This is a genomic window from Brucella anthropi ATCC 49188 (genome assembly GCF_000017405.1).
Classification (GTDB): domain Bacteria; phylum Pseudomonadota; class Alphaproteobacteria; order Rhizobiales; family Rhizobiaceae; genus Brucella; species Brucella anthropi.
Genome location: NC_009667.1, coordinates 1,302,569 through 1,325,469, shown reverse-complemented (window position 1 = coordinate 1,325,469; position 22,901 = coordinate 1,302,569). Strand labels below are relative to the sequence as shown.

The following is a 22,901-nucleotide window of genomic DNA, read 5'->3' as shown; positions in this document are numbered from 1 at the left end:
CGATGATTCTCCTGAAGCGAGGCCTCTCCGTCGCAGCCATAGCGCTCGCTGCTATAGCTGCGCTGACGCAGCCCGGCCGCACGGAGACCTGCAACCGCCAAACCTTTGAAAGTACAAACTACATCATCTGCGATGCAAAGGCGGACGGCACAAGCTTGCATCTGTTCTGGAAAAATGGCGACGACGAGCCCTATCGCAATTTTTCGAAAATAGCCGACGCTGCCGCAAGCCGCGGTGAGACACTCGTTTTCGCGCTCAATGCCGGAATGTATCAGCCTGATTTTTCGCCGATGGGTCTCTACGTCGAAAATGGCCGTGAGCTTCGCCCGGCAAGCAAGACGACACCTGTTCGTGGGTCCGGGCCCGTACCGAACTTTTACAAGAAGCCGAACGGCATCTTCTACCTCGGCGACAAGGGTGCCGAAATCCTGCCGACAGGCCGTTTTCTGAAACAAAAGATCAAGCCGCAACTGGCCACCCAGTCCGGGCCGATGCTGGTTATCCGCAACCGGATCAATCCGATTTTCATCGTCGGCTCAACCGACAAGACCCGGCGCAGCGGTGTCGGCATTTGCAGTGGCGGCGCGATCCGATTCGCAGTCAGCGAAGACGCGGTCAATTTCCACGATTTCGCAAAATTGTTTCGAGACCATCTCCAATGCCCCAACGCCCTGTTTCTGGATGGCGGTGGCGGCGCTGGCATTTACGTTCCAGCGCTGGGACGGAATGATGTCTCGTGGCACGGCGGTTACGGCCCGATCTTCGGGTTTGTGGAGTAATGTTGAATCGGCAGAAAATGAAAAGGCCGGTCTGATCTCCAGACCGGCCTTTCAGATAATGCATTCTGCATTGCTTACTTGAACAGCAGCGGCAAGGTGATTGGCATACGCGCCTTGGCAATGGCTGCCGGCGGGGCAGGCACAGGCGAAGCTCGACGCGCTGCTTCCAGTGCAAGCTGATCGACCTCCGAATTACCGGACGAACCGGCCAGCTTGACCGAAAGCACGTTGCCAGACGGATCAATCACAAAGTTGATGACCACGCGTCCTTTGGCGTTGCGTGCCTTGCGCTGCATGAAACGCGTGTTACGCGCCATATGCGCATTCATCTTCGCCTGCCATTTGTTGGAGGCGACGCCCGCCGACGCAGAATTCTCGCCACGACGGTTCGCAGCAGCCTTCTCGCCCGCATCTGCATCCATGCGCGGCGCAGCAGCCTGACGGGTTTCTGGCGCCTTCTCGGCCTTCTTGGGCTTGGGCTTCTCGACCTTAGGTTGCTTCGGCTTTTCCGGTTTCGGCTTCTCAACCTTTTTCGGTTCTGGCTTCGGCTCCGGCTTGGGTTCCGGTTTCACTTCCGGCTTTTCGACCGGCAACGGAACAGCCACTTCGGGCTTTTCTGCCTCGACCACATCCGGAATGACTTCTTCCGGTTCCTGAACGGCTTGTGGTTCCGGCTCAGGCTCGGGCGGTTTCACCTCTTCCGGTTCAGGTGGTGTCGGTTCTTCCTGCACCGGTTCTGGCTGCGGGGCCGGTTCCGGCTCTGCCTGTTCCTGCGGTGCTTCAGCCGTTTCCGGCTGGGCTTCTTCCGCAACCTGTTCTTCCATCGGCGCTTCCGGCTCCAGCGCAAGTTCCACCACCATGGCGGCAACCTGCGAACCGTCAGGCTGATCCTGCTCCTGCGCCATATGGATGGCATAGGCACCGGCAGCATGAACGGTCAGGACAAGAATACCCGCACCGAGCCAGCGCCCCGCATCATGCCAGAAGGAATGATGATGAGTGTCAGCCGAAGCCACCTTTACAGGAGGATGGTCGGGCGGAAGTGCGTTCATTGCGCGGCTCCCTGCGCTGCGGGAGTTTGCGAGGCGGGGGCCGGTTGCGCAGGCACACCGGTGGGTGCGGCTCCGCTCTGATCCGCACCGACGGTTTCAAGACCGACCAGCGCAATCTTCAGATAACCGGCTTCACGCAGAAGATTCATCACACGCATCAATTCGCCATAGCCGACATTCTTGTCGGCACGCAGGAAGATACGCGCTTCCTTGTTTTTCTCCGACAGGCTGTCCAGCGCCACACCGAGGCGCTCGCGGGCAACGGTGTCATTGCCGACACTGATGCTGAGATCGTCCTTCAGGGTCACATAAAGCGGCTTGTCGGGACGGGGTGCAGGCGCTGCCGTCGAGGCAGGCAGATCCACCTTCACATCCACAGTCGCCAGAGGCGCTGCCACCATGAAAATGATGAGCAGAACCAACATGACGTCGATGAATGGCGTCACATTGATCTCGTGGTTCAGCTCGAGATCGTCACCGCCGCCTTCGCGAACTTTACCAGCCATGGTGCCTACTCCGCTGCGTGCAGCGTGCCTTCACGCACACCGGCCGTTCTGAAATCCAGATCGCGGCTGACAAGGCGCTCGACCCCTGCCGAAGCATCGGCCAGCAGCGACCGGTAGCCGGTGATGGAACGGGCGAACACATTGTAGATAACCACAGCAGGGATAGCTGCGACGAGACCGATGGCAGTTGCAAGCAAGGCTTCGGCAATACCCGGCGCAACGACGGCGAGGTTCGTCGTCTGCGCCTGGCTGATATTGATGAACGAATTCATGATGCCCCAGACCGTGCCGAACAGACCGACAAACGGCGCAACCGAACCGATGGTCGCAAGAATGCCAGTGCCCTTGGAAAGACGGCGTCCGGCCTTGGCCTCGATACGCGACAGGCGCGAGGAAACACGCTCCTTGAGGCCTTCGCCACCGGCGCGCGCCAGCGCAGGACCCGACAAGCGCACCTCATCTTCTGCAGCACGGACCAGAACTGCACCCGGTCCCTTTGCACCGTCCAACGCATGGACTGCTTCGGCAAGCGTTGCCGAATGACCGATAACTTTCAATGCCTTGGTAGCACGGCGACGCGCACCGGCCAGTTCAAGCGTCTTGGCGACCCAGACCGTCCATGTGGCGAGCGAAGCGATCGCGAGACCAATCATCACGGCCTTCACGACCCAATCCGCAGCCATGAACATGCCCCATGGCGACAGGTCGTGCGGAAGGATCAAACCGTTCTCACTTTCGACAGGTGCAGCAGCAGGCGCAGCTGTCTGGGACTGGATCAGTTCAGGCGAAGGTGCCGTAGCCGGTGTGGTTGCGGCCGGGGCAGACGCTCCCGGTTCGTTCGCAGGCGCCGGAGCAGCGACAGGCGCTGTATTGGCTGGTGCAGAACTGGAAGGCGCCTCTGCGGCGGGGGCGGCCGGGGCATTCGTCGATGGGGTTACGTCCTGGGCCAATGCAGAAGCCGCACCCAGCAAGCCGATGCCCATCGCCGCAGCCATGAAGCCTTTTCGCCAGAAACCAGTCATTTTGATCGCCTTTTGATTGTTCAAATCCGCGAGCACATGACTAAACCCTCATGCAGGCCGTCGCGCCGCTTGTTGGGCCTCTTCTTAACTCCCAATAACATGATGGCGCAAGTCATGTTTTCATTTTAAGGGCATTTTCGTCTTGCAATCCAAGGATTAGCGAACATTTTTCGCCTCTCGGCTTTTTGCCAGTTGCACATTCGTGCCAAATCAGACCTGATATGGTTAACCGCAGCGCTTGAGGATTGGATTTAAGAACAAATTCCGGGTGCTCGGGAGGAAATGCAGTTCCGGCCAAGCCGGAATCCGGAGGACATGCCTATGATGCTCAAGGATATCCAGACACTTGAACATGCGGCCCGTACTGCCATGGCAGGAAATGATGATCCGCTGCCGGTACAACAGCGTTCGCTGAAGCCATCACATGTGGGACTGGCCTTTATCATGCTGGCCGGTGCGGCTTACCTGATACTGGCCTGATGCTTGCTTGAGCCAGAAACTTTCAACTCAAAAGCGTTGTTTGCCCCATTTTTGCCATTGAAAAGACGCGGGTTTCACAATTTTGACGTTTGAATAACACAGATTTTGAGCGGAACGGAAACCGTTTCCCCTCGTTTTTTCTCCTGTAGACGGTGAGATTGCCTCTCGCCTTCGGTTTGCCTTAATTACCGACAGGAGTTTCCATGAAAAGACTTCTCGCCTCCACGGCTCTTGCCGCGCTGATTGCCTTGCCCGCCTTCGCGCAGGGTGGTTCACCGATCTTCTCCGACGAGAAACAGGAAAAGCCGATTGCCAGCGAGAACGGGTATTTCGTGGCGTCCCCCGGCCAGCTTCTGGTGTCAGGCTTCATCGGACAGGCGGTTTATAACGGCCCATCCAACGATGCCGCGAATATCGGGACGGTCAATGACATGATCCTCGGTGCCGATGGCAGTCCGCAGGCGGTGGTGATCGGGGTCGGCGGCTTTCTCGGTGTCGGGGAAAAGAACGTCGCAATCGGCTTCGATCACGTGTCGTGGGTGGTTCGTGAAGACGGTAAGCGCTGGCTGATCGTGGACGCCACCAAGGAACAGCTCGAAAAGGCGCCGGCATTCGACCGCAGCGCAGCTTTCGAAGCAGATGGCGTACCGCGCGCCGAACCGCCAGCCGCCGAAAAGACCATTACCACGCAGAAGGCGGACAGAATCATGCCTGATGGCATGAAGCCGGTTCCCTCCGAGGGACTAAGTGCGGACAAGCTCATCGGAGCCACGGTTTTCGGTGCGGATGAAACGAAGATCGGAACGGTCGGCGATGTCCTGATGACCGCCGACGGGCAGACAGAGGCATTCGTTGTCGACGTGGGCGGTTTCCTTGGCATCAATTCCAAGCCGGTGGCCGTTTCCATCGCCAATCTCGACGTTGCTACCGGCAAGGACGACAAGCTGAACGTCTTCACGCAGTTCACCAAAGAACAGCTGCAGGCACAGTCCGCCTATTCGGACGAAGCCTACAAGAAGGACCCGGAAGGCACGATCCTTCATGGCGAAGCGGAGTAAGGCTTCACGATATTTGCGGAGGCATTATCTGTAGTGCTTCCGCACTTTCCCGCCATTTACCCTGCCATTTACCATGACTTGCAACAACCGGCTGGTCTTGTTGCCGCTGATGGCTTGGCATGCAACCATTAAGCCAGCCGCACGTTATCCAAACGATAACCAGAGACTGAACAGGAGAGCTGATATGGCGCGTGCATCCGCGAAAACGAGCAAGATCGAAGAAAAGATCGAGGAAGCGCTGACCGATGCCAGCACGGAAGACCTGCAGGCCCAGGTCGAGCAGCTGAAGGAAGATATCGCTGCCATTGCGGCAACACTTGCCAATATCGGTTCGCAGACCGTCCGCGACGCAAAACGCAGTGCGAAGGAAACCTACAAGAGCGCTTATATTCAGGGCGAGGACGCCATCGATGATCTGCGCAACAAGGCACAGGATGTTGAAGCCCAGCTGACGGCAACGGTGCGCGAACGCCCGATTGCCGCACTCGCCACTGCACTCGGCGTCGGCTATCTGCTGGCCCTGCTCTCGCGCCGCTGAGGCGGATCATGCTGAAAGCTCTCATGCCCCTATTGTCTGCGATGGCAGGCGAAGAACTGAAATTCGTCGCGGGTCAAACGAAACGTGCAGCGATTTTCGGTGCGGCCATCGCCGTCTTCGCAATCATCGCGATCACCTTTTTCTGCGTCGCCGCCTTTCTGGCACTGGCGCAGAACTATGGCGGGCCGCTGGCGGCTCTCATTCTCGCTGCATTGTCGCTGATCGCGGCGCTTCTCATTCTCGCAGTCCTGAAAATTCAGGCTGCGTCCGAGGCCAAAAAGCGCAAGCAGAAAATGGAGGCGGACAAATCGGCGATGGTAGCAGCGGCAGCAATCGCGACCGTGCCTGCCATCCTCAAACGGCCCATACTCGCCGCCGCCCTGCCGCTTGCAGGCATTGCTCTGGTCTCGCTGCTTTCTGACAAGAAAAAGCGCCCGCCGCAGAGCTGATAGCTTCAAGCAAACGCAAAAACGTCGGCTTCAAGCCGGCGTTTTGTTTTCCGCCTTCACCGCCAGCTTTATTTGCCAACCGGCATTTCGCCTTCTTCGGCTAGTGGTCTCATGAATCTACTGGATTTTTCGAATTTGACGTTTGAAACGAGATTTGTATCGGACGGATATCAAACGTCAAATTCAATCCACCAGCGACGACAAGCGGACAATCACTCTGGTTCCGACACCATCATCGGTCTTGCAGTAGACGGGCTTTTCGCCGAACTGCATGCAAAGCTGTTCGATCACCAGCGTACCGAGACCGTTCTTCTCGCCGGATTTCTGCTTGTCCTTGTCGAAGCCCACACCGTCATCTTCCACGACCAGCACCGGGATTGCATCTTCACCCGGCTTCAGGCTGATCCGGATATGCCCTTCCGGACGTCCCTTGAAAGCATGCTTGATCGCGTTGGTGACAAGCTCGCCCAGAATGATGCCAATTGTCGTCACATCGCGCGCCTTCAGATCAAGCGGCGCGAAATCGGTCGAAAATTCGATCTTGCGATCCTGACCGATAGCGGTTCGGATATCGTTGATGACGGTTCCGAGAAAATCGTCGACGCGGGCCGATTCCATATCCTCGCCCAGACGCAAGCGCCGATGCGCTGTCGATACCGTCTGGACGCGATCGCGAGCGGCTGCGAGAGCCGCGCGAGCATCCTCGCTGCGCGTCTGCCGCATCTGAAGGCCAAGCAGGGATGAAACGGTGGCCAATGAATTGCCGATGCGATGATTGGTGTCCTGCAGCAGAAGCTCGACCCGCTGGCGCTCCCGCTCGGCGATGCGGCGCTCGTGCTCAAGCTCGGCGGTCCGTTCCTGCACACGCTGTTCCAGCAATTGCTTTTCCGAACGCAGCGCCGTTTGCCCCTCGAACATGGACCGCGCATAACGCTGAACCCGGCTGAACAGCAGAAGCGCCAGCATGGCAGCTGAAGCCAGCGCCACGATAGACGTCGCCGTCATCCAGTAGCGCATGCGGTTGATCCGCTTGTTGCGTTCAAGAAGCTGTTGTTCTTCCGCATCGATGAATTGCGTGACTGTATTGGCAAGCTGATCCATCAGCACCTTGCCCTCATCGCCGCGCACTTTTTCAACCGCTGCCGCCACATCACCCGACTGGGCAAGATTGACCGTCTCGCGCACATCTTCCTGTTCGCGTTCGACCAGCGCGCGGATCTGCTGAACCCGCGCATCCTGCAGCGGGCTCTGATCTGTCAGGGCTTCGAGGTCGGCAAGCGTCTTGTCGACGCTCAGAATCGTATTGCGATACAGATCGAGATAAGTCTCATCCAGCGTCAGAAGATAGCCGCGACGGCTCATCTCGATATTGCTGGCAAGGCGCGCAACCTTGTCGACCTGCTGGCGCAACGCATAATTGCGGGAAATATCGACGACCTGATGATTGACCCCGGACGACAGAAACAACGTCATGATGGCCGACAGCAGCACAAGGCCGAGCGAAACGATAACCGCAACCGGCTTCGATGACGATTGAAGCAGTTTTTGCAACAAGGCTGATGGCAAGAACGCAACCCACAAACAAACGATCACTTTGCCGACAGGAAATATCAGCAGCTGCTAACCTACAAGTGGCAGGATAAAAAGCAATCGTTGTGGGCGAAAACAGGCGAAGGTTTGAGGTTTTAGCGCGATAAGCCCCCCTTTCATGGGAAAGAGGGGCAATTGATCATGCGTTATGCAAAGCTTCTCAAGGTCGCCCGCGATGAATCGGCATCCGGACCGTAGTCGCCTTCGCCTTCGATCTTGAGGATTTCCTGCAAGCGCGTGCGAGCACGGCTGACACGGCTCTTGATCGTGCCGACAGCACAGCCGCAGATTTCCGCAGCTTCCTCATAGGCAAAGCCCGAAGCGCCGATCAGAATGATCGCTTCGCGCTGATCGTCGGGCAATTGCTCTAATGCTGCGCGGAAATCCTGCAGATCAAGCGTGCCATATTGCGAAGGATGCACGGCGAGCTGTTCGCTGAACACGCCATCCGTGTCCTGCACTTCGCGGCCACGCTTGCGCATCTGCGTGTAGAATTCATTGCGCAGGATGGTGAAAAGCCAGGCCTTCATATTGGTCCCCATTTCAAAGGACTCCTGCTTGGCCCATGCTTTCATGATCGTATCTTGTACGAGATCATCTGCCTTGTCGTGCTGGCCAATCAGCGACACCGCAAAGGCGCGCAGGCTCGGCAGCGATGACAGAAGCTCTCGCTTGAACTGTGCATTACTCTCAACCGACGGACCGGGTGCTGTGTTCACGCATACTCTCCTGTTCAGCCTGATCGAGTTTTTGGAGAAGATCGAGGAAGCGATCCGGGATCGTCTCATCCTGTATCGAGGTGTACAGTGCCTTTAGTTTCAATCCGACTTCACAATTTGGTCCTAGTATATCCTTCTGAACGCGACGGGACGACCTGACCCCGGCTCCGTTCATGTGAAGGTTCTCTTTTTCTGCCATATCTTGATCGTTCCGGGCTCAATGCCCTACCCTATTAATCTAAGCCCCTGCTTGTCCGGAAAATGCGCGGCTTACCAAAAAGTTCCCTAATATATCTCCCAATCTCGGAACTTTTTTCAAAGCGCCCCGTTTAGAGTACCATAATGCTGCGCTCAAAGCATGGGCGGGAGGGGTCTAGAACCGTGTCCGCCAATGTGCATTCAATGAACGAAAGCGGCAGTTGAGGAGTTCCAATACCATGACGTTATCGACGCGTATCGCGCCGCACCTTCCCTATCTCCGTCGTTTTTCTCGTGCTCTTACCGGCTCCCAGGCTTCCGGCGACGCTTATGTTGCGGCTGCCCTTGAAGCCCTGATTGCCGATGTGAGCATTTTTCCGGACGCCTCGTCCGACCGGATCGGCCTCTATCGCCTTTTCTGCGATCTTTATAAGACGGCCTCGGTTCGCGTACCGGAACCAGCATCGGAATTTGCATGGGAACAGCAGGCTGCAAGAAATCTTTCGCATATCGCGCCCCTTCCGCGACAGGCATTCCTGCTTGTGGCGGTGGAAGGTTTTTCCGACAAGGAAGCCGCCGAAATTCTCGAACTGGACGATGTTGAACTGAGCCGTGTTCTCTCGGCTGCATCGACCGAGATTTCGCGTCAGGTGGCAACGCGCATCATGATTATCGAGGACGAACCGCTGATCGCGATGGATATCGAGCAGATGGTGGAAAGTCTCGGCCATGAAGTCGTCGGCATTGCGCGCACCAAGGATGAGGCTCTGGCGCTCTACAAACAGGAAAAGCCGCGTATGGTTCTGGCTGATATCCAGCTGGCCGATGGAAGCTCGGGCATCGATGCAGTGAATGAAATTCTGCAGAACGACACGATCCCAGTTATTTTCATCACCGCTTTCCCGGAACGTCTGCTGACCGGCGAGCGCCCGGAACCGACCTTCCTCGTCACCAAGCCGTTCAATCCGGATATGGTGAAGGCGCTGATCAGCCAGGCACTCTTCTTCGAAGAAGCCTCGCAGGTCGCAGCTTAAATTCAAAGGTCATAAACTCCCGAAAGGCGACAGCTTTCGGGAGTTTAATGTTGGCGCTTCAATACACCGCCAAATCACACCGCCTTAGGTCCTGACATGAGTATTTAGAGTTGTGAGCGCCTTAATTTACCCGGAAGCACGGAACCAACCTGGCCTGGATGTCGTTTCTCCTTCACACAATAAAAAGGAGACCGGACATGCTTTATTATGCGCTCGTATTTCTTGTGGTGGCACTCGTAGCAGGTGCGCTCGGTTTCGGCGGCATCGCTGGTGCGTCAGCCGGTATAGCGCAGATTCTGTTCTTCGTGTTCCTTGCTCTGCTCGTTATTTCGCTCATCGCTTCGGCGATCCGCAAGGCGTAACAGATATAAAATCAAAGGCTGTTTTTGACCTTCTGACTCACCAGCCTATATTGCTTCTTAATGAAATTCGCCGCCGCATCACGTCATGCGGCGGTTTATCGGTTCCAGAATTCGGGCCAGTTCAAGGATCACAAGACGATCGCTCGATCGAGACCCGCCGACCAGTCGATGAAATGGATGCCATGGCACGCAAATTTCCGCATAACTTTTCCGGAGCTTTTGCCGCTTTGCCAATGCGCGACCCAAATATTTGTTTCGTCGCATTCTCCTACGCAAAACCGCTTCGCACTTTTGCTGGAAATGCTCTGAATTCGGTTGCGGGATAATCGGGGCAGACATGACCGCTGGCGCAAAAGTTACCCTGCAAGAAACGGAACCTGACGCAGCCCGGCTGCGAGCCTTGCTGAGGGCCGTGCGCAACAGCAATGTCTGCGTTCTCTACCAGACACCCGATCTGATCTATTCCTGGGGGGAAAACATCCCGCTCTACTGGCAGGAAAAGTGGAAAATCGGTGGAAGTGACTGCGATTTCATTTTCTCCGTCACCTTGCACAAACTCGACGGCGCGAAGCGCGCGGCACTGGATACCGGCGAAGCGCAGAATGTGGAGATCGCCATCAATGATGGCGACAAGCTGCGCTGGATCGAATTTCACATCGACTGCGATCGTGATGATAACGGCAATATACTGGGCCTTGTCACCACGGCTATTGAAATCAGCGAACTGAAGCGACGCGAGCAGGTGCTGAAGACCCTCTTGCGTGAAGTCAGCCATCGCTCCAAGAACCTTCTGGCCATCGTGCAAAGCATTGCCAGCCAGACGGCACGCTTCACCGATTCCATCGACGACTTTCTGTTGAAGTTCCGCGGACGCATCCAGTCCCTATCCTATTCACAGGATCTGGTGACCGATTCGAACTGGCGCGGCGCACTGTTTCGCGATCTCGTGCATTCACAGGTCGAAAAATATATCGACGTCAGCGACGAACGCCTGAGCATCGATGGCGACAATCCCTATCTGTTCCCAGGCGCCGCATTGCATGTCGGCCTCGCGCTGCATGAACTGGTGGTCAACGCCACTTCCTTCGGCGGCCTCTCGATCCCTTATGGCCGGGTAAAGATTTCGGCGAAGGTCATCCATGTCGCCAGCGGCGATGACAGGCTGGAATTCCGCTGGGAAGAAACCAATCCGGCAATGCCCGAGGTTTTCGAGCACGATCCGCGCTTCGGCAGCGCGGTGCTGCAACGCATCGTCCCCGCCTCCGTCAATGGTCACGCCGATTATCGTATCGACGGAACCGGGGCCGTTTATTCGCTCGTCATCCCGACCGAACAGTTCGACGCCTGATCAGGCGCTAGCTCCTCAACGGCCACAAAAAAAGCCGCCATGGTCAGACCTGGGCCTGAACCACGGCGGCTTGCTCTGAATTTGCGGAACGCCAGCTGCATAACGTTTGACGGTTAGCGCGGCATTCTCGCCGCTCGCCTCGTGCGGGGAGGTTGAGGCGAACTCTGAAGGCCGCGTTGTGGGGGCGGGGTCACGACCTTCATGCGCGCTTAACGCCGCAGAAGAAACTTGGTTCCGTCAGTTTCGTATTTTTTTGCAATAAAGTTCCAGCCGGTGATGCACAATCTCGTAACCGAGCGATCGGGCGATCTCTTCCTGCAGTTTTTCGATCTTGTCGGAGCGGAATTCCACCACATCGCCGGAATCCATATCGATGATGTGATCATGATGCGCGCCGCTTGCCTGTTCGAAACGCGAAGGCCCTCCGGCGAAGGCGTGCCGGTGGATGGCGCCGCGTTCTTCGAGAAGCTTCATCGTGCGATAAACGGTCGAAAGCGAGATGCTGCTGTCGATCTCGACCGCGCGGCGAAAAATCTCCAGCGCGTCGGGATGATCTTCCGTCTCGGTCAATATGTTCAGGATGATCCGGCGCGGCCGCGTGATGCGGACACCTGCCTGGCGCAGTTCCTGTTCATAATCGGGTTTCTTGTATGATTCACTCATGCCCCGATTATGCACCGTCGCACCGCCAGTTGCAAATTTTTGCAACTGGACCAACCCCAATCTCCCCAACCCATTCCTGTGAATGTACTTTAGTGACTAAGATCCACTAACCGTTCGAATTCGAACCCGACAGCCTTGTCGTTCAGATGGTATTGTCCCCTGCCCACCCGCACGAAAAGCGCGTTGCCTTCCGGTTGGTTGTCTGTGCAGTTTTCGGCAAGGAACGAGAAGTATCTGGAATAAGGCCAGCCTGGAGCAACCCGGCGCACATCTCTAGGCGAGAAAGGTTCGGAAAGAATACCTTTCACCCGGACAGCATTATGGATTTGAGGATAAATATTCGATCCATTTTTCCACATGCATTAACTTTACCACCAGCACGCGCAACATTCATATCCCGCGAACACGGGATAATTGCAGATTTTCCGAATATAACGTCCAGACTTCGCCGCCAAAACGCTCATGTAATCATCTGTGATCTAGCGCTACTTTTTGTCTCCCGTTCTATTGCGAATGCGCTGTATCGGATTGTGAAATACGCTTATCCGGTAACTACGGAGAAATTCATGAAAGCAAAAATCTTATTCTTTGGAATGGCAATTGCAGCTCTCACGTCTTTCGGTGCGATGGCCCAGTCCAACGGCAATATAGCGCCAAACCAAACAAAACTACCGACGCCATACAAGACCGCAAGTCTGCTGATAGTTCCCGGACAGTCTGGCCAATGCTATTACGCCACGGGTACTGACTGCGTAAGCCAATGCGACATGGGCATCTGCAAGAAATGCCGGAATGGCTATTACGCATGTACTAAATTTGATCCGCCTCCCGTCAAGAAGTGATCCCTTGTTTAGAGTTCCGCAACGGCGGAACTCTTCTCCCAAATCCACGAATGAAGGGCATGGAAAAATCAGAAAATGCTCAGATAGATGAGCGGAGACAGACAGAGGAAGAGGCCGATGACCGCAACAAAACTGCGCCAGTAAAACAGGCCCCAAAGGCCGAAGACTATCGCCACAGGCGCAGTATAGATGCTGAATATGACAATATATCCATCATCGCCGACGCCAAAAAGCACGATATAGAAGAATATGAGTGCCGTCGCAGCACCAAAAGCCAGCGACACCACAGCAGAAAAGCACCAGTCCCGCTTGCGCACTAATCGGTGCGTACCCGCTTTATCCAGAGCCATTGCCAGTGATCGTCAGTCAGCTGGTGCAAGTACCGTGAAGAGCGCAGCTCCATCACGATCCAGCTCTTTGACTGCCACCGGATAGATGTCGCCTTCATGTGATCGGAGGCCGACCGCCGATGCCCCCATCGCGTCGGATATTGCATCCTTGCTGCCCCAGAACTTGCCGCGCTTTGTGAGGTCCACGCCGTCATCGGGAATAGCGACGCTATATTCCACCGCACCTTTATCGATACCATCACAGATGAGGTTCGCCGATCCGGTCTTGATTGAAACGCTCATCGTTCCTCCGCGCCTGATTGATCTCTTGTCGGGATCGACCCTAACGCGCATCCGCGAAAGTGTAAAATACTGTCTCCGGAAGAAGTGATGGTACGCCCAAGGGGAATCGAACCCCTGTTTGCGCCGTGAGAGGGCGCCGTCCTGACCGCTAGACGATGGGCGCTTAAGCCATGTCGCTGATATAATCGCCAAAGAGAAAAAGTGCAATCCTCGAAGGGAGAAACAAACAAGGCGGCAATCATGCCGCCCTGATCAGCCTCTATCCGCTTCATAGCAGGGCGCTGAGATGCTAACGCTATCCACGCCCTGAAAATGCTCAGTCGCCGCACGGGCTTAACCAAGTCTCGGTGAGTCAAACTCAACGCGACTTGGTATTATTCGACATTGCCGAGCTTGATGCGCCCGATGATGCGCGATTCGCGATAGTCATAGATGATGAGTTCCGTACCGCCATCCGGCAGCAGGGTTTCCAGCGAAAGTTCATTGCCGGAAAGGCTTTGCGAGAGAAGACGGGTGCCCGGCGTCAGGTTGATCTGCGATTCGATCAGCTTCGGCGGTTCCGGCTTTGCCGGAGCGGACGCAGCCTGTCCGGGGATATCCGAACGGGCTTCTTCCGCTGGCGGGGTTTCCGGCGCGCGATTGATCTTGTAGACAACGGCGACAAGCACGGCCATAAGACCGATCAGCATGACACCGATGGAGACGGCCAGAAGCCGGATCATTTTGCGGCGCACACGTTCCATGGCTGGATCAAGCTGGGGCTCGGCCTGTTCTTCCGGGTAATAGCCCTGCTGATAGTCCTGATAGCCTGAATCCTGATTATTCTGGTATCTCGGATAGTGTGGATCCTGCATTCAACGACTCCGGTTCGAACTTCGCCATGTTATGGCGTGTGCCGCGTGATAGAGCATTTTGCAGCCAAATGGAAACATTTGACGCCGCATAAATGCGGTAAAACCAAGAGATAGAGCTGTTCTGACGATTTCGTTAAAACACGCCCGCTCTCATAGAGGCCCATTCTCTTAAAGGAAAGACACGAGTGAAAGAGCTTACGACCGACTCCGATGCCACAGGCAAGCGTCTCGACCAGTGGCTGGCCGCAGCATTGGGGCCGGAACTCTCGCGCAGCCGCGTTCAGTCCCTGATTGCCGAAGGCCATGTGACCATCGACGGCGCACCCGCCCGTGAAGCCAAGCAAAAGCTGCGCGAAGGCATGACAATCGCCATCGTGCTGCCTGAGCCGGAACCAGCCGAACCCATCGCCGAGAACATACCGCTCGATATTCTTTACGAGGATGATGATCTCATCGTGATCAACAAGCCCGCCGGGCTTGTCGTTCACCCAGGCAACGGCAACTGGACGGGAACACTCGTCAATGCCCTTATATATCATTGTGGCGATAGCTTGTCGGGCATCGGTGGAATTCGCCGCCCCGGCATCGTTCATCGTCTCGACAAGGACACGAGCGGCGTCATGGTCGTGGCCAAGAATGACCGTTCGCATCGGCATTTGAGCGAACAATTTGCCGACCATGGCCGCACCGGCGATCTGGAACGCGCCTATCTCGCACTCGTCTGGGGCATGACAGAGCGCCCGCAGGGCTTCATCGATGCGCATCTTGGACGCTCGCATCGCGACCGCACCAAGCAGGCCGTGGTCAATGAAGAGCGCGAGGATGCCCGACACGCCATCACCCATTATGTGACGGTCGAAAAATTCGCCCCCCTTGAAGATGCAACCGCACTGGCCTCGCTCGTCGAATGCCGCCTTGAGACCGGCCGCACCCACCAGATCCGCGTGCACATGGCGCATATCGGCCATCCGCTTGTCGGCGACATGGACTATGGCAGCGCCTACAAGACCAAGGCCAACAAGCTGCCGGAACCGTTGAAAGAGGCCGTGCGCGGTTTCCACCGGCAGGCACTGCATGCCTGGCTGCTCGCCTTCACCCATCCGGCCACGGAGGAACTGATGCGTTTCGAAGCGCCGGTGCCGGAAGATATGGAGCACCTCCTGGAAAATTTCCGGAAGCATTCTATATAATACTGGCAACTATCGTGGTTGGCCGAAAGGATGGATAGCTGATAAACAACAGGCTGTTTCCATCATCAAGATCGGGGGGCGCGGCTGCAGTGAAAGCCGCTCTCTTGCCGCAAAAAACAATTCATTTCAGACCAAAGCGCATCCCGAAAAGTGGGAACCGGTTTTCGGGACAAGATGCGCGCAAAATAAAAAGACAGGGTATTTTCTGTGTTTCAGGAAATGCAGAAGATGCTCCAGCCACGCAACCTTTGGCCCTGAGCAGCGTTCACATTGTAGTGACAGATTGTTTCATGAGTTAAAGGATCGTGTTTTCGCCAAAATCATGCCTATATATGAGGGCTCGCGAGAGGGAAGTGCAGGAGGCAGCCCCCGCGACAGGTTCGCCAAACGGGAACCTGAAATTATAAAGGAGGGTGCTCTATGGCCCAGATGAATCTCCCAAGCATCACGTCCGGTGACGGTGGCCTTACCCGTTATCTGGAAGAAATTCGTCGCTTTCCCATGCTTGAGCCGCAGGAAGAATACATGCTGGCCAAGCGCTACCACGAACATACCGATCCCAAGGCTGCCCACAGGCTGGTGACAAGCCACCTGCGTCTCGTGGCCAAGATCGCCATGGGCTATCGCGGCTACGGCCTGCCGATTGGTGAAGTAATTTCCGAAGGCAATGTCGGTCTCATGCAGGCCGTGAAGCGTTTTGAACCTGAACGCGGTTTCCGTCTTGCCACCTATGCCATGTGGTGGATCAAGGCCTCGATCCAGGAATATATCCTGCGTTCTTGGAGCCTTGTGAAGATGGGAACGACCGCCAATCAGAAGCGCCTGTTCTTCAATCTGCGCAAGATGAAGAGCAAGATTCAGGCGCTCGATGATGGCGATCTTAACCCGGATCAGGTCAAGCAGATCGCAACCAAGCTCAAGGTCAGCGAAGACGAAGTGGTTTCCATGAACCGCCGTCTGTCCGGTGACGCGTCGCTGAATGCGCCCCTGCGCGCTTCGGAAGGCGAATCCGGCGAATGGCAGGACTGGCTGGTCGATGACAGCAGCAGCCAGGAGCAGGTTCTGATCGAGCAGGACGAGCTGGAAAACCGCCGCTCCATGCTCGAACAGGCGATGGATACGCTGAATGACCGTGAACGCCGCATTTTCGAGGCGCGCCGCCTCTCGGACGACCCGATGACGCTGGAAGACCTTTCCAGCGAGTTCGGTATCAGCCGCGAACGCGTGCGCCAGATCGAAGTGCGTGCGTTTGAAAAGGTGCAGGCCGCGGTGAAGGCCGCTGCCTACAAGCAGCAGAAGGCGCTGAACCATGTCGAGGAAGCGCACGCCTAAAGTCACAAGGCACCAAACCGACGCTGACAAGTTCTTTCTGCCGCAGACGGACAACCGTTCTGCGGCAGAATTATTTGGGCGTTACTGAGCCCCCTCGCCTTTGGCGAGTTCAAATCCTTCATCTATCCAGCCTGTCAGCCCGCCCGCCATGATCTTGACCGGCCGGTCGAGATTGGCGAGCCGCAAGGCGCCACGCGCCGCGCCATTGCAATGCGGTCCTGCACAATAGGTGACGAAAATCGTTTCCTGCGACCATTCCGCCATCTTGGACTCGATAATCTTGCCGTGCGGCAGATTGATTGCGCCCGGAATATGCGCCTCTGCAAAATGCACAGGGCTACGCACGTCGAGAAGCACGAAATCGGCTCCTTTGGACAAGGCATCGTGCACGTCCCAGCAATCCGTCTCGAATGTGAATTCGGCTGCGAAATGATCCCGCGCCAATGCGCTTGGCGCTGGCGGGATGGCAGTTACGGCTGATTTCCTGTCAGTCTTTGTCACACTATCCATGGGCGATCTCCTTTGTCTTCGGAAAGATTGTCGCCCATAATCCAATTCACTTGCAATTGGCGTGATTGACAATGTACGTAAAGATAATGACAAACCAAATACCAGACCTTAAAGGCCCACTCGTCGTAGCGCTTCTCTATGACCGGCTTTGCACCTTTGAATTCGGTATAGTCGCCGAAATCTTTGGCCTGCCCCGCCCTGAAATGGGACCGGGATGGTATCGCTTCGCCAGTTGCCCGATTGAAGACGGCCCGTTGCGTGCACATGGCGGGTTCGTCATCACGCCCGATGGCGGTCCCGATCTCATTGACGAGGCCGACATCATCATTATTCCGGGCTGGAAAGGTGCGGACATTCCGGTGCCGGAAGCCATCAGCGAAAGGCTGCGACACGCCCACCAGCGCGGAGCGCGCCTCGCCTCCATCTGTTCAGGGGCTTTCGTCCTGGCTGCGACGGGACTGCTCGACGGTGGCACCGCCACCACGCACTGGCGCTATGCCGACGCGCTGCGTAACAAACACCCCGCAATAGATGTCGATGATGCGTCGCTCTATCGCGAACATGATCGCATCTTCACTTCGGCCGGCAGCGCAGCCGGAATAGACCTCCTCATCGAAATCGTTCGACAGGATTTCGGAGCCACCGCCGCAAATTCCGTTGCCCGACGGCTGGTCATGCCTGCTCATCGCACGGGCGGCCAGGCACAGTTTCTCGAGCGTCCAGTCACAAGGCGCGAAGGCACCGCAATCAGCCCGGTTCTGGACAGGATGCGCGCCAATCTTGCCACGGAATGGACAATCGAGCGCATGGCGGCTGCGTGCCGGATGAGCCCACGCACATTCCTGCGGCGCTTTACTGAGGCAACCGGCGCCACGCCCGGCGACTGGCTCACCATGGAGCGTATTGCGGCTGCCAGGGAATTGCTCTCTCAGGGACAGGCGAGCATTGACGATGTTGCTGCTTCAGTCGGCTTTGGAAGCGCCCACACGCTTCGCCATCATTTCCGTCAGAAGATCGGGATCAGTCCGGCGGAATATCGCAGGCGGTTCCTCGCGGAAACTGTCATCCAAGCAATATAAAACCGTCAAATCACTGTAATGGATTGGCTTTAGGGACGAGGGTGTGTTTCACCCTGGAGCGGGCCAGTTGAAACGGATTCGTCGGAACCGCTCCAGCCTTTTGTTTTTACGCATGTCTTGTTCCGAAACCGGTTCCCACTTTCGGGAGACATGCTTCAGCCCGAAGGTCATCCCATGAAAAAGCTCCTGCTCGCCGCAGCTCTTGCGCTTACCGCTGCCACCGCCGCATCTGCTTCCGAATATGTCTCCTTCCTCGATTATCCGCAGAAGGAACAGGACGGGACGGAGTTCTTCACAGCCATCGAAATCCCGCAAGGCAGCTTCACCAAATATGAAATCGATGACAAGACCGGTCACATCGTCGTCGATCGCTACCAGTCCATGCCTGTGATTTATCCGGCCAATTACGGCTCGATCACCAGCACGCTTGCTGGCGACGGCGATCCGCTCGACGCGCTCATCTATACGCGTGAACCGATTGTTCCCGGCGCGATCATCAAGGTTCGTCCCATCGGCGTCCTGAAGATGATCGATGGTGGCGACCAGGACGACAAGATCGTCGCCGTCCCGACCAAGGACATCGATCCGACCTATGACAACATCAAGGAAATCACCGATCTGCCGAAGATCGAACAGCAGCGTCTCGAAGCTTTCTTCCGCGTCTACAAGCAGTTGCCGGAAGGCCGTAAGGTCGTTGAACTGGGCGGCTTCGACAGCGCCGAAGCAGCCCGAAACGAAATCGCCAAGGCCATCAAGGCTTTCGCTGAAAAGAAGTAACCGGCACCATCCCGGCTCGCGTCAAAATAAAAAAGGCCGCTTAAAGCGGCCTTTTTCTGTTTCGATATGTAAGACTAGTTCGTGCCGAGCACGTCGTTGAACGCCTTCTCGCCCGGCACGCCCTTTTCAAGGCTGATAAGGGCGCGGCGACCGTTGCGATAGGAGATCGGAATATCGATCCACTGCAGGCGGCGCATCAGTGAAAGATTGGTGTCCTGCGCCGTGCGGGCGTCGTTCAGCCACACGATAAAGAAGTTGTCGCCGATCTTCGACGGCACGGCGATCAGCGGATTGCCTGCCGCCTGTTCCGTGTCCTTGAAGGTAATGCGCTGTACATTGTCCACGACGCCGCCGGTAAACCCTTCTGGCACGGTGAAGACCAGCTCGATCAGATGGCTCGCCGGGATGGACTGATCCGTATTCTTGCGGATGGTCATCTTCAGCTCGACCTTGCTGGTCGGCATTGTAACGGTCGCGCGGACTGCCGGTTCAGCGGGTTGACCGTCTTCCGGGCTTTCCTCGATCGTCGACCAGACCACATTGCCACGCTCGACCGAATCCGAACCGGCGCCACCGCGTTCTTCATAAAGAAGCGCCTGCTGGCCGACGGCAACGGTCTGGTTCTGTCCGGGCTGCGCACCGGTCTGTGTATTGGTTTCAGCAGGTGCAGGCGTGGAAGCAGCGGTCGACGTACCCTCGCCGATACCGTTTGCAGCACCGGCAGATCCACTATCGGTTTCGCTGCCATCAGGCATCAGCCGCTGCGTCATTTTAGGTTCGCCTGCAGGCTGCTGCGGCTGTTCCGGTGTCTGCTCGCCACCCGTTGTCGCCGTGTTGGTGTCGGCTGGCGGAGTCGTCGAATCTTCGGGATGCGTCCCGGTATCGGAACCGGTCGCAGGCGCATCGCTGCGTCCAAGGCTCGACGCCAGTTCCTGAATCTTGTCCTTGTTGGCCCAGACCGCATAGCCAGCACCGCCGAGAACCAGAACGGCGACCAGAGCTGCAATCAGCCCCTTATAGGAACGCTGCTCCTTCTTGGAGGTGCGTTCGATATATTCGCTGCGGCGGGCCTGCGCCTTTTCCTTGGCGCGGTCCAGTTTCCAGTCGTCGCTGCGCTCGGCTGCAAAGGCCGGTGCGTCATCATCTTCACTGGAGAAATTGTCGCGACGCTCATCGCGCGGTGCACTGGAGAATGCGGGTTCGTCATCATCTTCATGCGACGGTACGCGCTCTGCTGCGTCCTGATTCGCCTCCTGCAGGAAATCTTCCAGCGCATCATCGACCGGCTCTTCCGGCGCGGTAGCGGCTGGCGGTGCATAAAAAGCTTCGACCTCGGCAATGGCATCTTCGAGAATATTACGCTGGCGGACAGCGACAGCCTGCGAGGCATTTGCCGTAACAAGCTTTTGCTCGATCGTTGCGCGCGCTTTCGCGTAAACGCGCTGGCGCAATTCGGGCGACTTGTCCGCCTGCGCATCGATCGTCTTTTTCAGTACCGCTACAAAATCCGCCATTCCGTCTTACCCGGTTTCCGCCCGTCCAGATGAACAATAAGCACAGGATGCAATAAATGTCCCAATAATCACAATAATCAAGGGAAAGCAAAGTCTCTGGCTACGATTTAGCGAAGACTTTCAAAATGATGCGGTGAAATAGTGGCAAAATTCACCCTGATGCGAAGCTTTGTACGGCCGATTGCGTTCTTTGTACAACGGTCGAAAAAAAATCGGAGCAGCTTCCGGAAAAGCTGCTCCGAACATGTCGCTCATTGACTGCAAACAATCAGTCGTGGAACGGATCGGTGACGAGGATCGTGTCCTCGCGTTCCGGGCTGGTGGAGAGCATCGCCACCGGCGCGCCGATCAGTTCTTCGATGTGACGGACATATTTGACAGCCTGCGCCGGAAGATCATTCCACGAACGCGCACCTGCGGTCGTTTCCGACCAGCCCGGCAAGGTTTCATAGATCGGCTTCACCCGCGCCTGCGCGCCCATGGAGGACGGCAGATAGTCGATGCGCTTGCCATCGAGTTCATAGGCGACGCAAATCTTGATTTCATCCAGACCATCGAGAACATCGAGCTTGGTGAGCGCAATGCCGGTGATGCCGGAAGTACGAACCGTCTGGCGCACGATGACGGCATCGAACCAGCCGCAGCGGCGCTTGCGACCCGTCACCACGCCGAATTCATGGCCCTTGGTGCCGAGGAATTCGCCGATCTCGTCGTTCAGTTCGGTCGGGAACGGACCTTCGCCAACGCGGGTCGTATAGGCCTTGGTGATGCCGAGCACATAACCGATGGCCGTCGGGCCAAGACCCGAACCGGCGGCAGCCTGACCGGCAACCGTGTTGGAGGACGTCACGAACGGATACGTGCCGTGGTCGTTGTCGAGCAGTGCGCCCTGCGCGCCTTCGAACAGGATGCGGTCGCCCGCCTTGCGACGTTCGTCGAGAACGCGCCAGACCTGATCGATATAGGGCAGAATCTGATCGGCAACCGAGGTCAGTTCGGTCAAAATGGTTTCAACCGCAATTTCCTCAAGACCCATGCCGCGACGCAGCAGATTGTGGTGCGCGAGCAGACGTTCGACCTTTGGCTGCAGCGTCTCCGGCTCGGCCAGATCGATGACGCGGATGGCGCGACGGCCAACCTTGTCTTCGTAGGCTGGGCCGATGCCGCGCTTGGTCGTGCCGATCTTGAGACCCGAATTGGAGCCTTCGCGCATGGCGTCGAGATCGCGATGGATGGAAAGGATGAGCGGAGCGTTTTCAGCAATACGCAGCACATCCGGGTTGATGTCGATACCCTGTGCGCGCAGCTTCTCGGTTTCAGCAACGAAATGATGCGGATCGACAACGACACCGTTGCCAATGACGCTCAGCTTGCCGCGCACGAGGCCGGATGGCAGCAGCGAAAGCTTGTAGCTGACGCCGTCGATAACAAGCGTATGACCTGCGTTATGACCACCCTGGTAGCGCACGATGACATCGGCGCGTTCGGACAGCCAGTCAACGATCTTACCCTTGCCCTCATCGCCCCATTGCGATCCGACGACAACCACATTTGCCATTGAAGAAACTCCTTGGCTTCTATTTGAAAATCCAAGGATCGAAGCGGCCCGGTCATCGCCAGTTGAGGCTACAGGGTGCTGATCCCTCGTCTCTATACAGATTGAAACGGGATTGCGCGACTCTTTCGTGCAATAAATTCGCGATTTTTAGTGCGCGGAACTAGGTCGGTAGAGATTCAGTCTCTGGGGAGGCGAAAATGGTGATCTTTGAGAACCGGCGCGCAACGTACTATGAGTACGTGAGCACCGGAAGCGCAAAAGAGCGCCATTTGCAGACCGCCAGAGACTGAATATCACCGAACCTAGCCGGCGCGGACCATATAGAGCGCATCATCCGAATAGCTCTTGAGCTTTTCCTCAAGTGCCGGAAGATCGCGGACGACAAAGCCCTTCTTTTCCCAGAAGCCTTGCGAGCCGTTGACTGCAACGAGCGACATGGTGACGAAGCCGTCGCGTTCGGCTTGCGTGGCCATCAGTTCCACGACACGTGTGGCAGCGCCGCTGGAACGGGCGTCGGGCAGAAGCGCGATATCGTGGATATAGTAGGTGTTGGTATCATCCGGCAGTTCGCCCAGAACGGCGTTGAGAGCCGGAACCGTATCGAGCTTCCACGGATGGCTGATGCCATAACCAAGGATTTCGGTATCACGGGCGAGCACGAAGCAGCCCGCCGGATAGAGTTTGAAGCGGTCCCGGAAGACCGCCTCATCTTCAAAGAAGTCGAGATGGACAACATTAGCAACCGCAGTCACGCCCGCAATATCCTGCTCGTGCATGCGCCGCCATTCCGGCTGTACCATCTCTTCAACCATTTT

General features: G+C 56.7%; 28 protein-coding genes and 1 tRNA gene. 13 read left to right on the top strand and 16 right to left on the bottom strand.

The window, feature by feature from the left end; genetic code table 11:
- Positions 1 to 2: 2 nt before the first annotated feature.
- Positions 3 to 779: a phosphodiester glycosidase family protein gene (locus tag OANT_RS06460; protein ID WP_012091365.1), complete on the top strand. Its 777-nt coding sequence runs from the start codon at positions 3 to 5 to the stop codon at positions 777 to 779.
- A 74-nt stretch (positions 780 to 853) separates the two neighbouring features.
- Here OANT_RS06460 and OANT_RS06455 read toward each other — a convergent pair whose 3' ends face one another.
- From OANT_RS06455 to exbB, 3 genes are read right to left on the bottom strand one after another with little or no spacing between them, the layout of a single operon-like run.
- Positions 854 to 1,831, bottom strand: a complete 978-nt coding sequence (locus OANT_RS06455) for an energy transducer TonB family protein (RefSeq protein ID WP_012091364.1) — start codon at positions 1,829 to 1,831, stop codon at positions 854 to 856.
- Positions 1,828 to 2,337: a TonB system transport protein ExbD gene (exbD, locus tag OANT_RS06450; protein WP_012091363.1), complete on the bottom strand. Its 510-nt coding sequence runs from the start codon at positions 2,335 to 2,337 to the stop codon at positions 1,828 to 1,830. The genes OANT_RS06455 and exbD overlap by 4 nt, the downstream gene beginning before the upstream one ends.
- A 5-nt stretch (positions 2,338 to 2,342) precedes the next feature.
- Positions 2,343 to 3,359: a tonB-system energizer ExbB gene (gene exbB / locus OANT_RS06445; RefSeq protein ID WP_012091362.1), complete on the bottom strand. Its 1,017-nt coding sequence runs from the start codon at positions 3,357 to 3,359 to the stop codon at positions 2,343 to 2,345.
- A gap of 321 nt (positions 3,360 to 3,680) precedes the next feature.
- On the opposite strand from exbB, the gene OANT_RS26850 reads away from it, so the two are divergent.
- From OANT_RS26850 to OANT_RS06430, 4 genes are all read left to right on the top strand, one after another.
- On the top strand, positions 3,681 to 3,839 hold the full coding sequence (locus OANT_RS26850; protein ID WP_167375580.1) for a hypothetical protein: 159 nt from the start codon (positions 3,681 to 3,683) through the stop codon (positions 3,837 to 3,839).
- A gap of 203 nt (positions 3,840 to 4,042) precedes the next feature.
- Positions 4,043 to 4,897, top strand: a complete 855-nt coding sequence (locus OANT_RS06440; protein WP_010661341.1) for a PRC-barrel domain-containing protein — start codon at positions 4,043 to 4,045, stop codon at positions 4,895 to 4,897.
- 184 nt (positions 4,898 to 5,081) lie between these two features.
- Positions 5,082 to 5,435 carry an ElaB/YgaM/YqjD family protein gene (locus tag OANT_RS06435; protein WP_012091360.1) on the top strand — a complete coding sequence of 118 codons (354 nt, stop codon included), beginning with the start codon at positions 5,082 to 5,084 and terminating at the stop codon, positions 5,433 to 5,435.
- 8 nt (positions 5,436 to 5,443) lie between these two features.
- Positions 5,444 to 5,884 (top strand): hypothetical protein, encoded by a 441-nt coding sequence (locus tag OANT_RS06430; RefSeq protein ID WP_010661343.1) that lies wholly within the window; start codon positions 5,444 to 5,446, stop codon positions 5,882 to 5,884.
- Positions 5,885 to 6,067: 183 nt separating this feature from the next.
- On the opposite strand, the gene OANT_RS06425 is transcribed toward OANT_RS06430, so the two are convergent.
- From OANT_RS06425 to OANT_RS06415, 3 genes are all read right to left on the bottom strand, one after another.
- On the bottom strand, positions 6,068 to 7,450 hold the full coding sequence (locus tag OANT_RS06425) for a sensor histidine kinase (RefSeq protein WP_012091359.1): 1,383 nt from the start codon (positions 7,448 to 7,450) through the stop codon (positions 6,068 to 6,070).
- Between the two features lie 170 nt (positions 7,451 to 7,620).
- Positions 7,621 to 8,193, bottom strand: a complete 573-nt coding sequence (locus OANT_RS06420; RefSeq protein WP_010661345.1) for an RNA polymerase sigma factor — start codon at positions 8,191 to 8,193, stop codon at positions 7,621 to 7,623.
- Entirely contained in the window at positions 8,165 to 8,392 is a 228-nt protein-coding gene (locus OANT_RS06415) for a NepR family anti-sigma factor (protein WP_012091358.1), read from the bottom strand. The genes OANT_RS06420 and OANT_RS06415 overlap by 29 nt, the downstream gene beginning before the upstream one ends.
- Before the next feature lie 238 nt (positions 8,393 to 8,630).
- Between OANT_RS06415 and OANT_RS06410 the strand changes: the two genes are divergently transcribed.
- From OANT_RS06410 to OANT_RS06400, 3 genes are all read left to right on the top strand, one after another.
- Entirely contained in the window at positions 8,631 to 9,425 is a 795-nt protein-coding gene (locus OANT_RS06410; protein WP_010661347.1) for a response regulator, read from the top strand.
- Positions 9,426 to 9,622: 197 nt separating this feature from the next.
- Positions 9,623 to 9,787, top strand: a complete 165-nt coding sequence (locus OANT_RS25515) for a DUF1328 domain-containing protein (protein WP_006473348.1) — start codon at positions 9,623 to 9,625, stop codon at positions 9,785 to 9,787.
- Between the two features lie 337 nt (positions 9,788 to 10,124).
- Positions 10,125 to 11,135, top strand: a complete 1,011-nt coding sequence (locus OANT_RS06400; RefSeq protein ID WP_012091357.1) for a sensor histidine kinase — start codon at positions 10,125 to 10,127, stop codon at positions 11,133 to 11,135.
- 237 nt (positions 11,136 to 11,372) lie between these two features.
- Here OANT_RS06400 and OANT_RS06395 read toward each other — a convergent pair whose 3' ends face one another.
- A complete protein-coding gene (locus OANT_RS06395; protein ID WP_010661349.1) occupies positions 11,373 to 11,798 on the bottom strand; it encodes a ferric uptake regulation protein in 426 nt (141 codons plus the stop codon).
- 89 nt (positions 11,799 to 11,887) lie between these two features.
- Entirely contained in the window at positions 11,888 to 12,157 is a 270-nt protein-coding gene (locus OANT_RS27105) for a hypothetical protein (RefSeq protein ID WP_012091356.1), read from the bottom strand.
- Positions 12,158 to 12,364: 207 nt separating this feature from the next.
- Here OANT_RS27105 and OANT_RS06390 point away from each other — a divergent pair, with 207 nt between their 5' ends.
- On the top strand, positions 12,365 to 12,640 hold the full coding sequence (locus OANT_RS06390) for a hypothetical protein (protein ID WP_012091355.1): 276 nt from the start codon (positions 12,365 to 12,367) through the stop codon (positions 12,638 to 12,640).
- Positions 12,641 to 12,708: 68 nt separating this feature from the next.
- On the opposite strand, the gene OANT_RS06385 is transcribed toward OANT_RS06390, so the two are convergent.
- The 4 genes from OANT_RS06385 to OANT_RS06370 all read right to left on the bottom strand — a co-directional run bounded on the left by OANT_RS06385 (position 12,709) and on the right by OANT_RS06370 (position 14,126).
- Entirely contained in the window at positions 12,709 to 12,990 is a 282-nt protein-coding gene (locus tag OANT_RS06385; RefSeq protein WP_012091354.1) for a hypothetical protein, read from the bottom strand.
- 12 nt (positions 12,991 to 13,002) lie between these two features.
- On the bottom strand, positions 13,003 to 13,272 hold the full coding sequence (locus tag OANT_RS06380; protein WP_040129098.1) for a hypothetical protein: 270 nt from the start codon (positions 13,270 to 13,272) through the stop codon (positions 13,003 to 13,005).
- Positions 13,273 to 13,360: 88 nt separating this feature from the next.
- Positions 13,361 to 13,435: transfer RNA gene (locus OANT_RS06375), tRNA-Glu, on the bottom strand.
- A 211-nt stretch (positions 13,436 to 13,646) separates the two neighbouring features.
- Entirely contained in the window at positions 13,647 to 14,126 is a 480-nt protein-coding gene (locus OANT_RS06370; RefSeq protein ID WP_012091352.1) for a hypothetical protein, read from the bottom strand.
- 185 nt (positions 14,127 to 14,311) lie between these two features.
- Here OANT_RS06370 and OANT_RS06365 point away from each other — a divergent pair, with 185 nt between their 5' ends.
- Positions 14,312 to 15,316 (top strand): RluA family pseudouridine synthase, encoded by a 1,005-nt coding sequence (locus OANT_RS06365; protein ID WP_012091351.1) that lies wholly within the window; start codon positions 14,312 to 14,314, stop codon positions 15,314 to 15,316.
- Between the two features lie 420 nt (positions 15,317 to 15,736).
- Positions 15,737 to 16,648: an RNA polymerase sigma factor RpoH gene (gene rpoH / locus OANT_RS06360; protein ID WP_010661355.1), complete on the top strand. Its 912-nt coding sequence runs from the start codon at positions 15,737 to 15,739 to the stop codon at positions 16,646 to 16,648.
- A gap of 81 nt (positions 16,649 to 16,729) precedes the next feature.
- On the opposite strand, the gene OANT_RS06355 is transcribed toward rpoH, so the two are convergent.
- Positions 16,730 to 17,158: a rhodanese-like domain-containing protein gene (locus OANT_RS06355; protein ID WP_012091350.1), complete on the bottom strand. Its 429-nt coding sequence runs from the start codon at positions 17,156 to 17,158 to the stop codon at positions 16,730 to 16,732.
- An 86-nt stretch (positions 17,159 to 17,244) separates the two neighbouring features.
- Here OANT_RS06355 and ftrA point away from each other — a divergent pair, with 86 nt between their 5' ends.
- Complete coding sequence (gene ftrA / locus OANT_RS06350; RefSeq protein ID WP_040129097.1) at positions 17,245 to 18,237, top strand: transcriptional regulator FtrA; 993 nt, start codon at positions 17,245 to 17,247, stop codon at positions 18,235 to 18,237.
- A gap of 174 nt (positions 18,238 to 18,411) precedes the next feature.
- Entirely contained in the window at positions 18,412 to 19,014 is a 603-nt protein-coding gene (locus tag OANT_RS06345; protein ID WP_012091348.1) for an inorganic diphosphatase, read from the top strand.
- A gap of 74 nt (positions 19,015 to 19,088) precedes the next feature.
- Here the strand turns inward: OANT_RS06345 and OANT_RS06340 are convergent, their stop codons facing one another.
- The 3 genes from OANT_RS06340 to OANT_RS06330 form a co-directional block, all read right to left on the bottom strand.
- Positions 19,089 to 20,528, bottom strand: a complete 1,440-nt coding sequence (locus OANT_RS06340) for a transcriptional regulator (RefSeq protein ID WP_012091347.1) — start codon at positions 20,526 to 20,528, stop codon at positions 19,089 to 19,091.
- 268 nt (positions 20,529 to 20,796) lie between these two features.
- Positions 20,797 to 22,086, bottom strand: coding sequence for an adenylosuccinate synthase (locus OANT_RS06335; RefSeq protein ID WP_010661360.1), 1,290 nt, complete (start codon positions 22,084 to 22,086; stop codon positions 20,797 to 20,799).
- Between the two features lie 302 nt (positions 22,087 to 22,388).
- Positions 22,389 to 22,898 (bottom strand): GNAT family N-acetyltransferase, encoded by a 510-nt coding sequence (locus OANT_RS06330; RefSeq protein ID WP_010661361.1) that lies wholly within the window; start codon positions 22,896 to 22,898, stop codon positions 22,389 to 22,391.
- Positions 22,899 to 22,901: the final 3 nt, after the last annotated feature.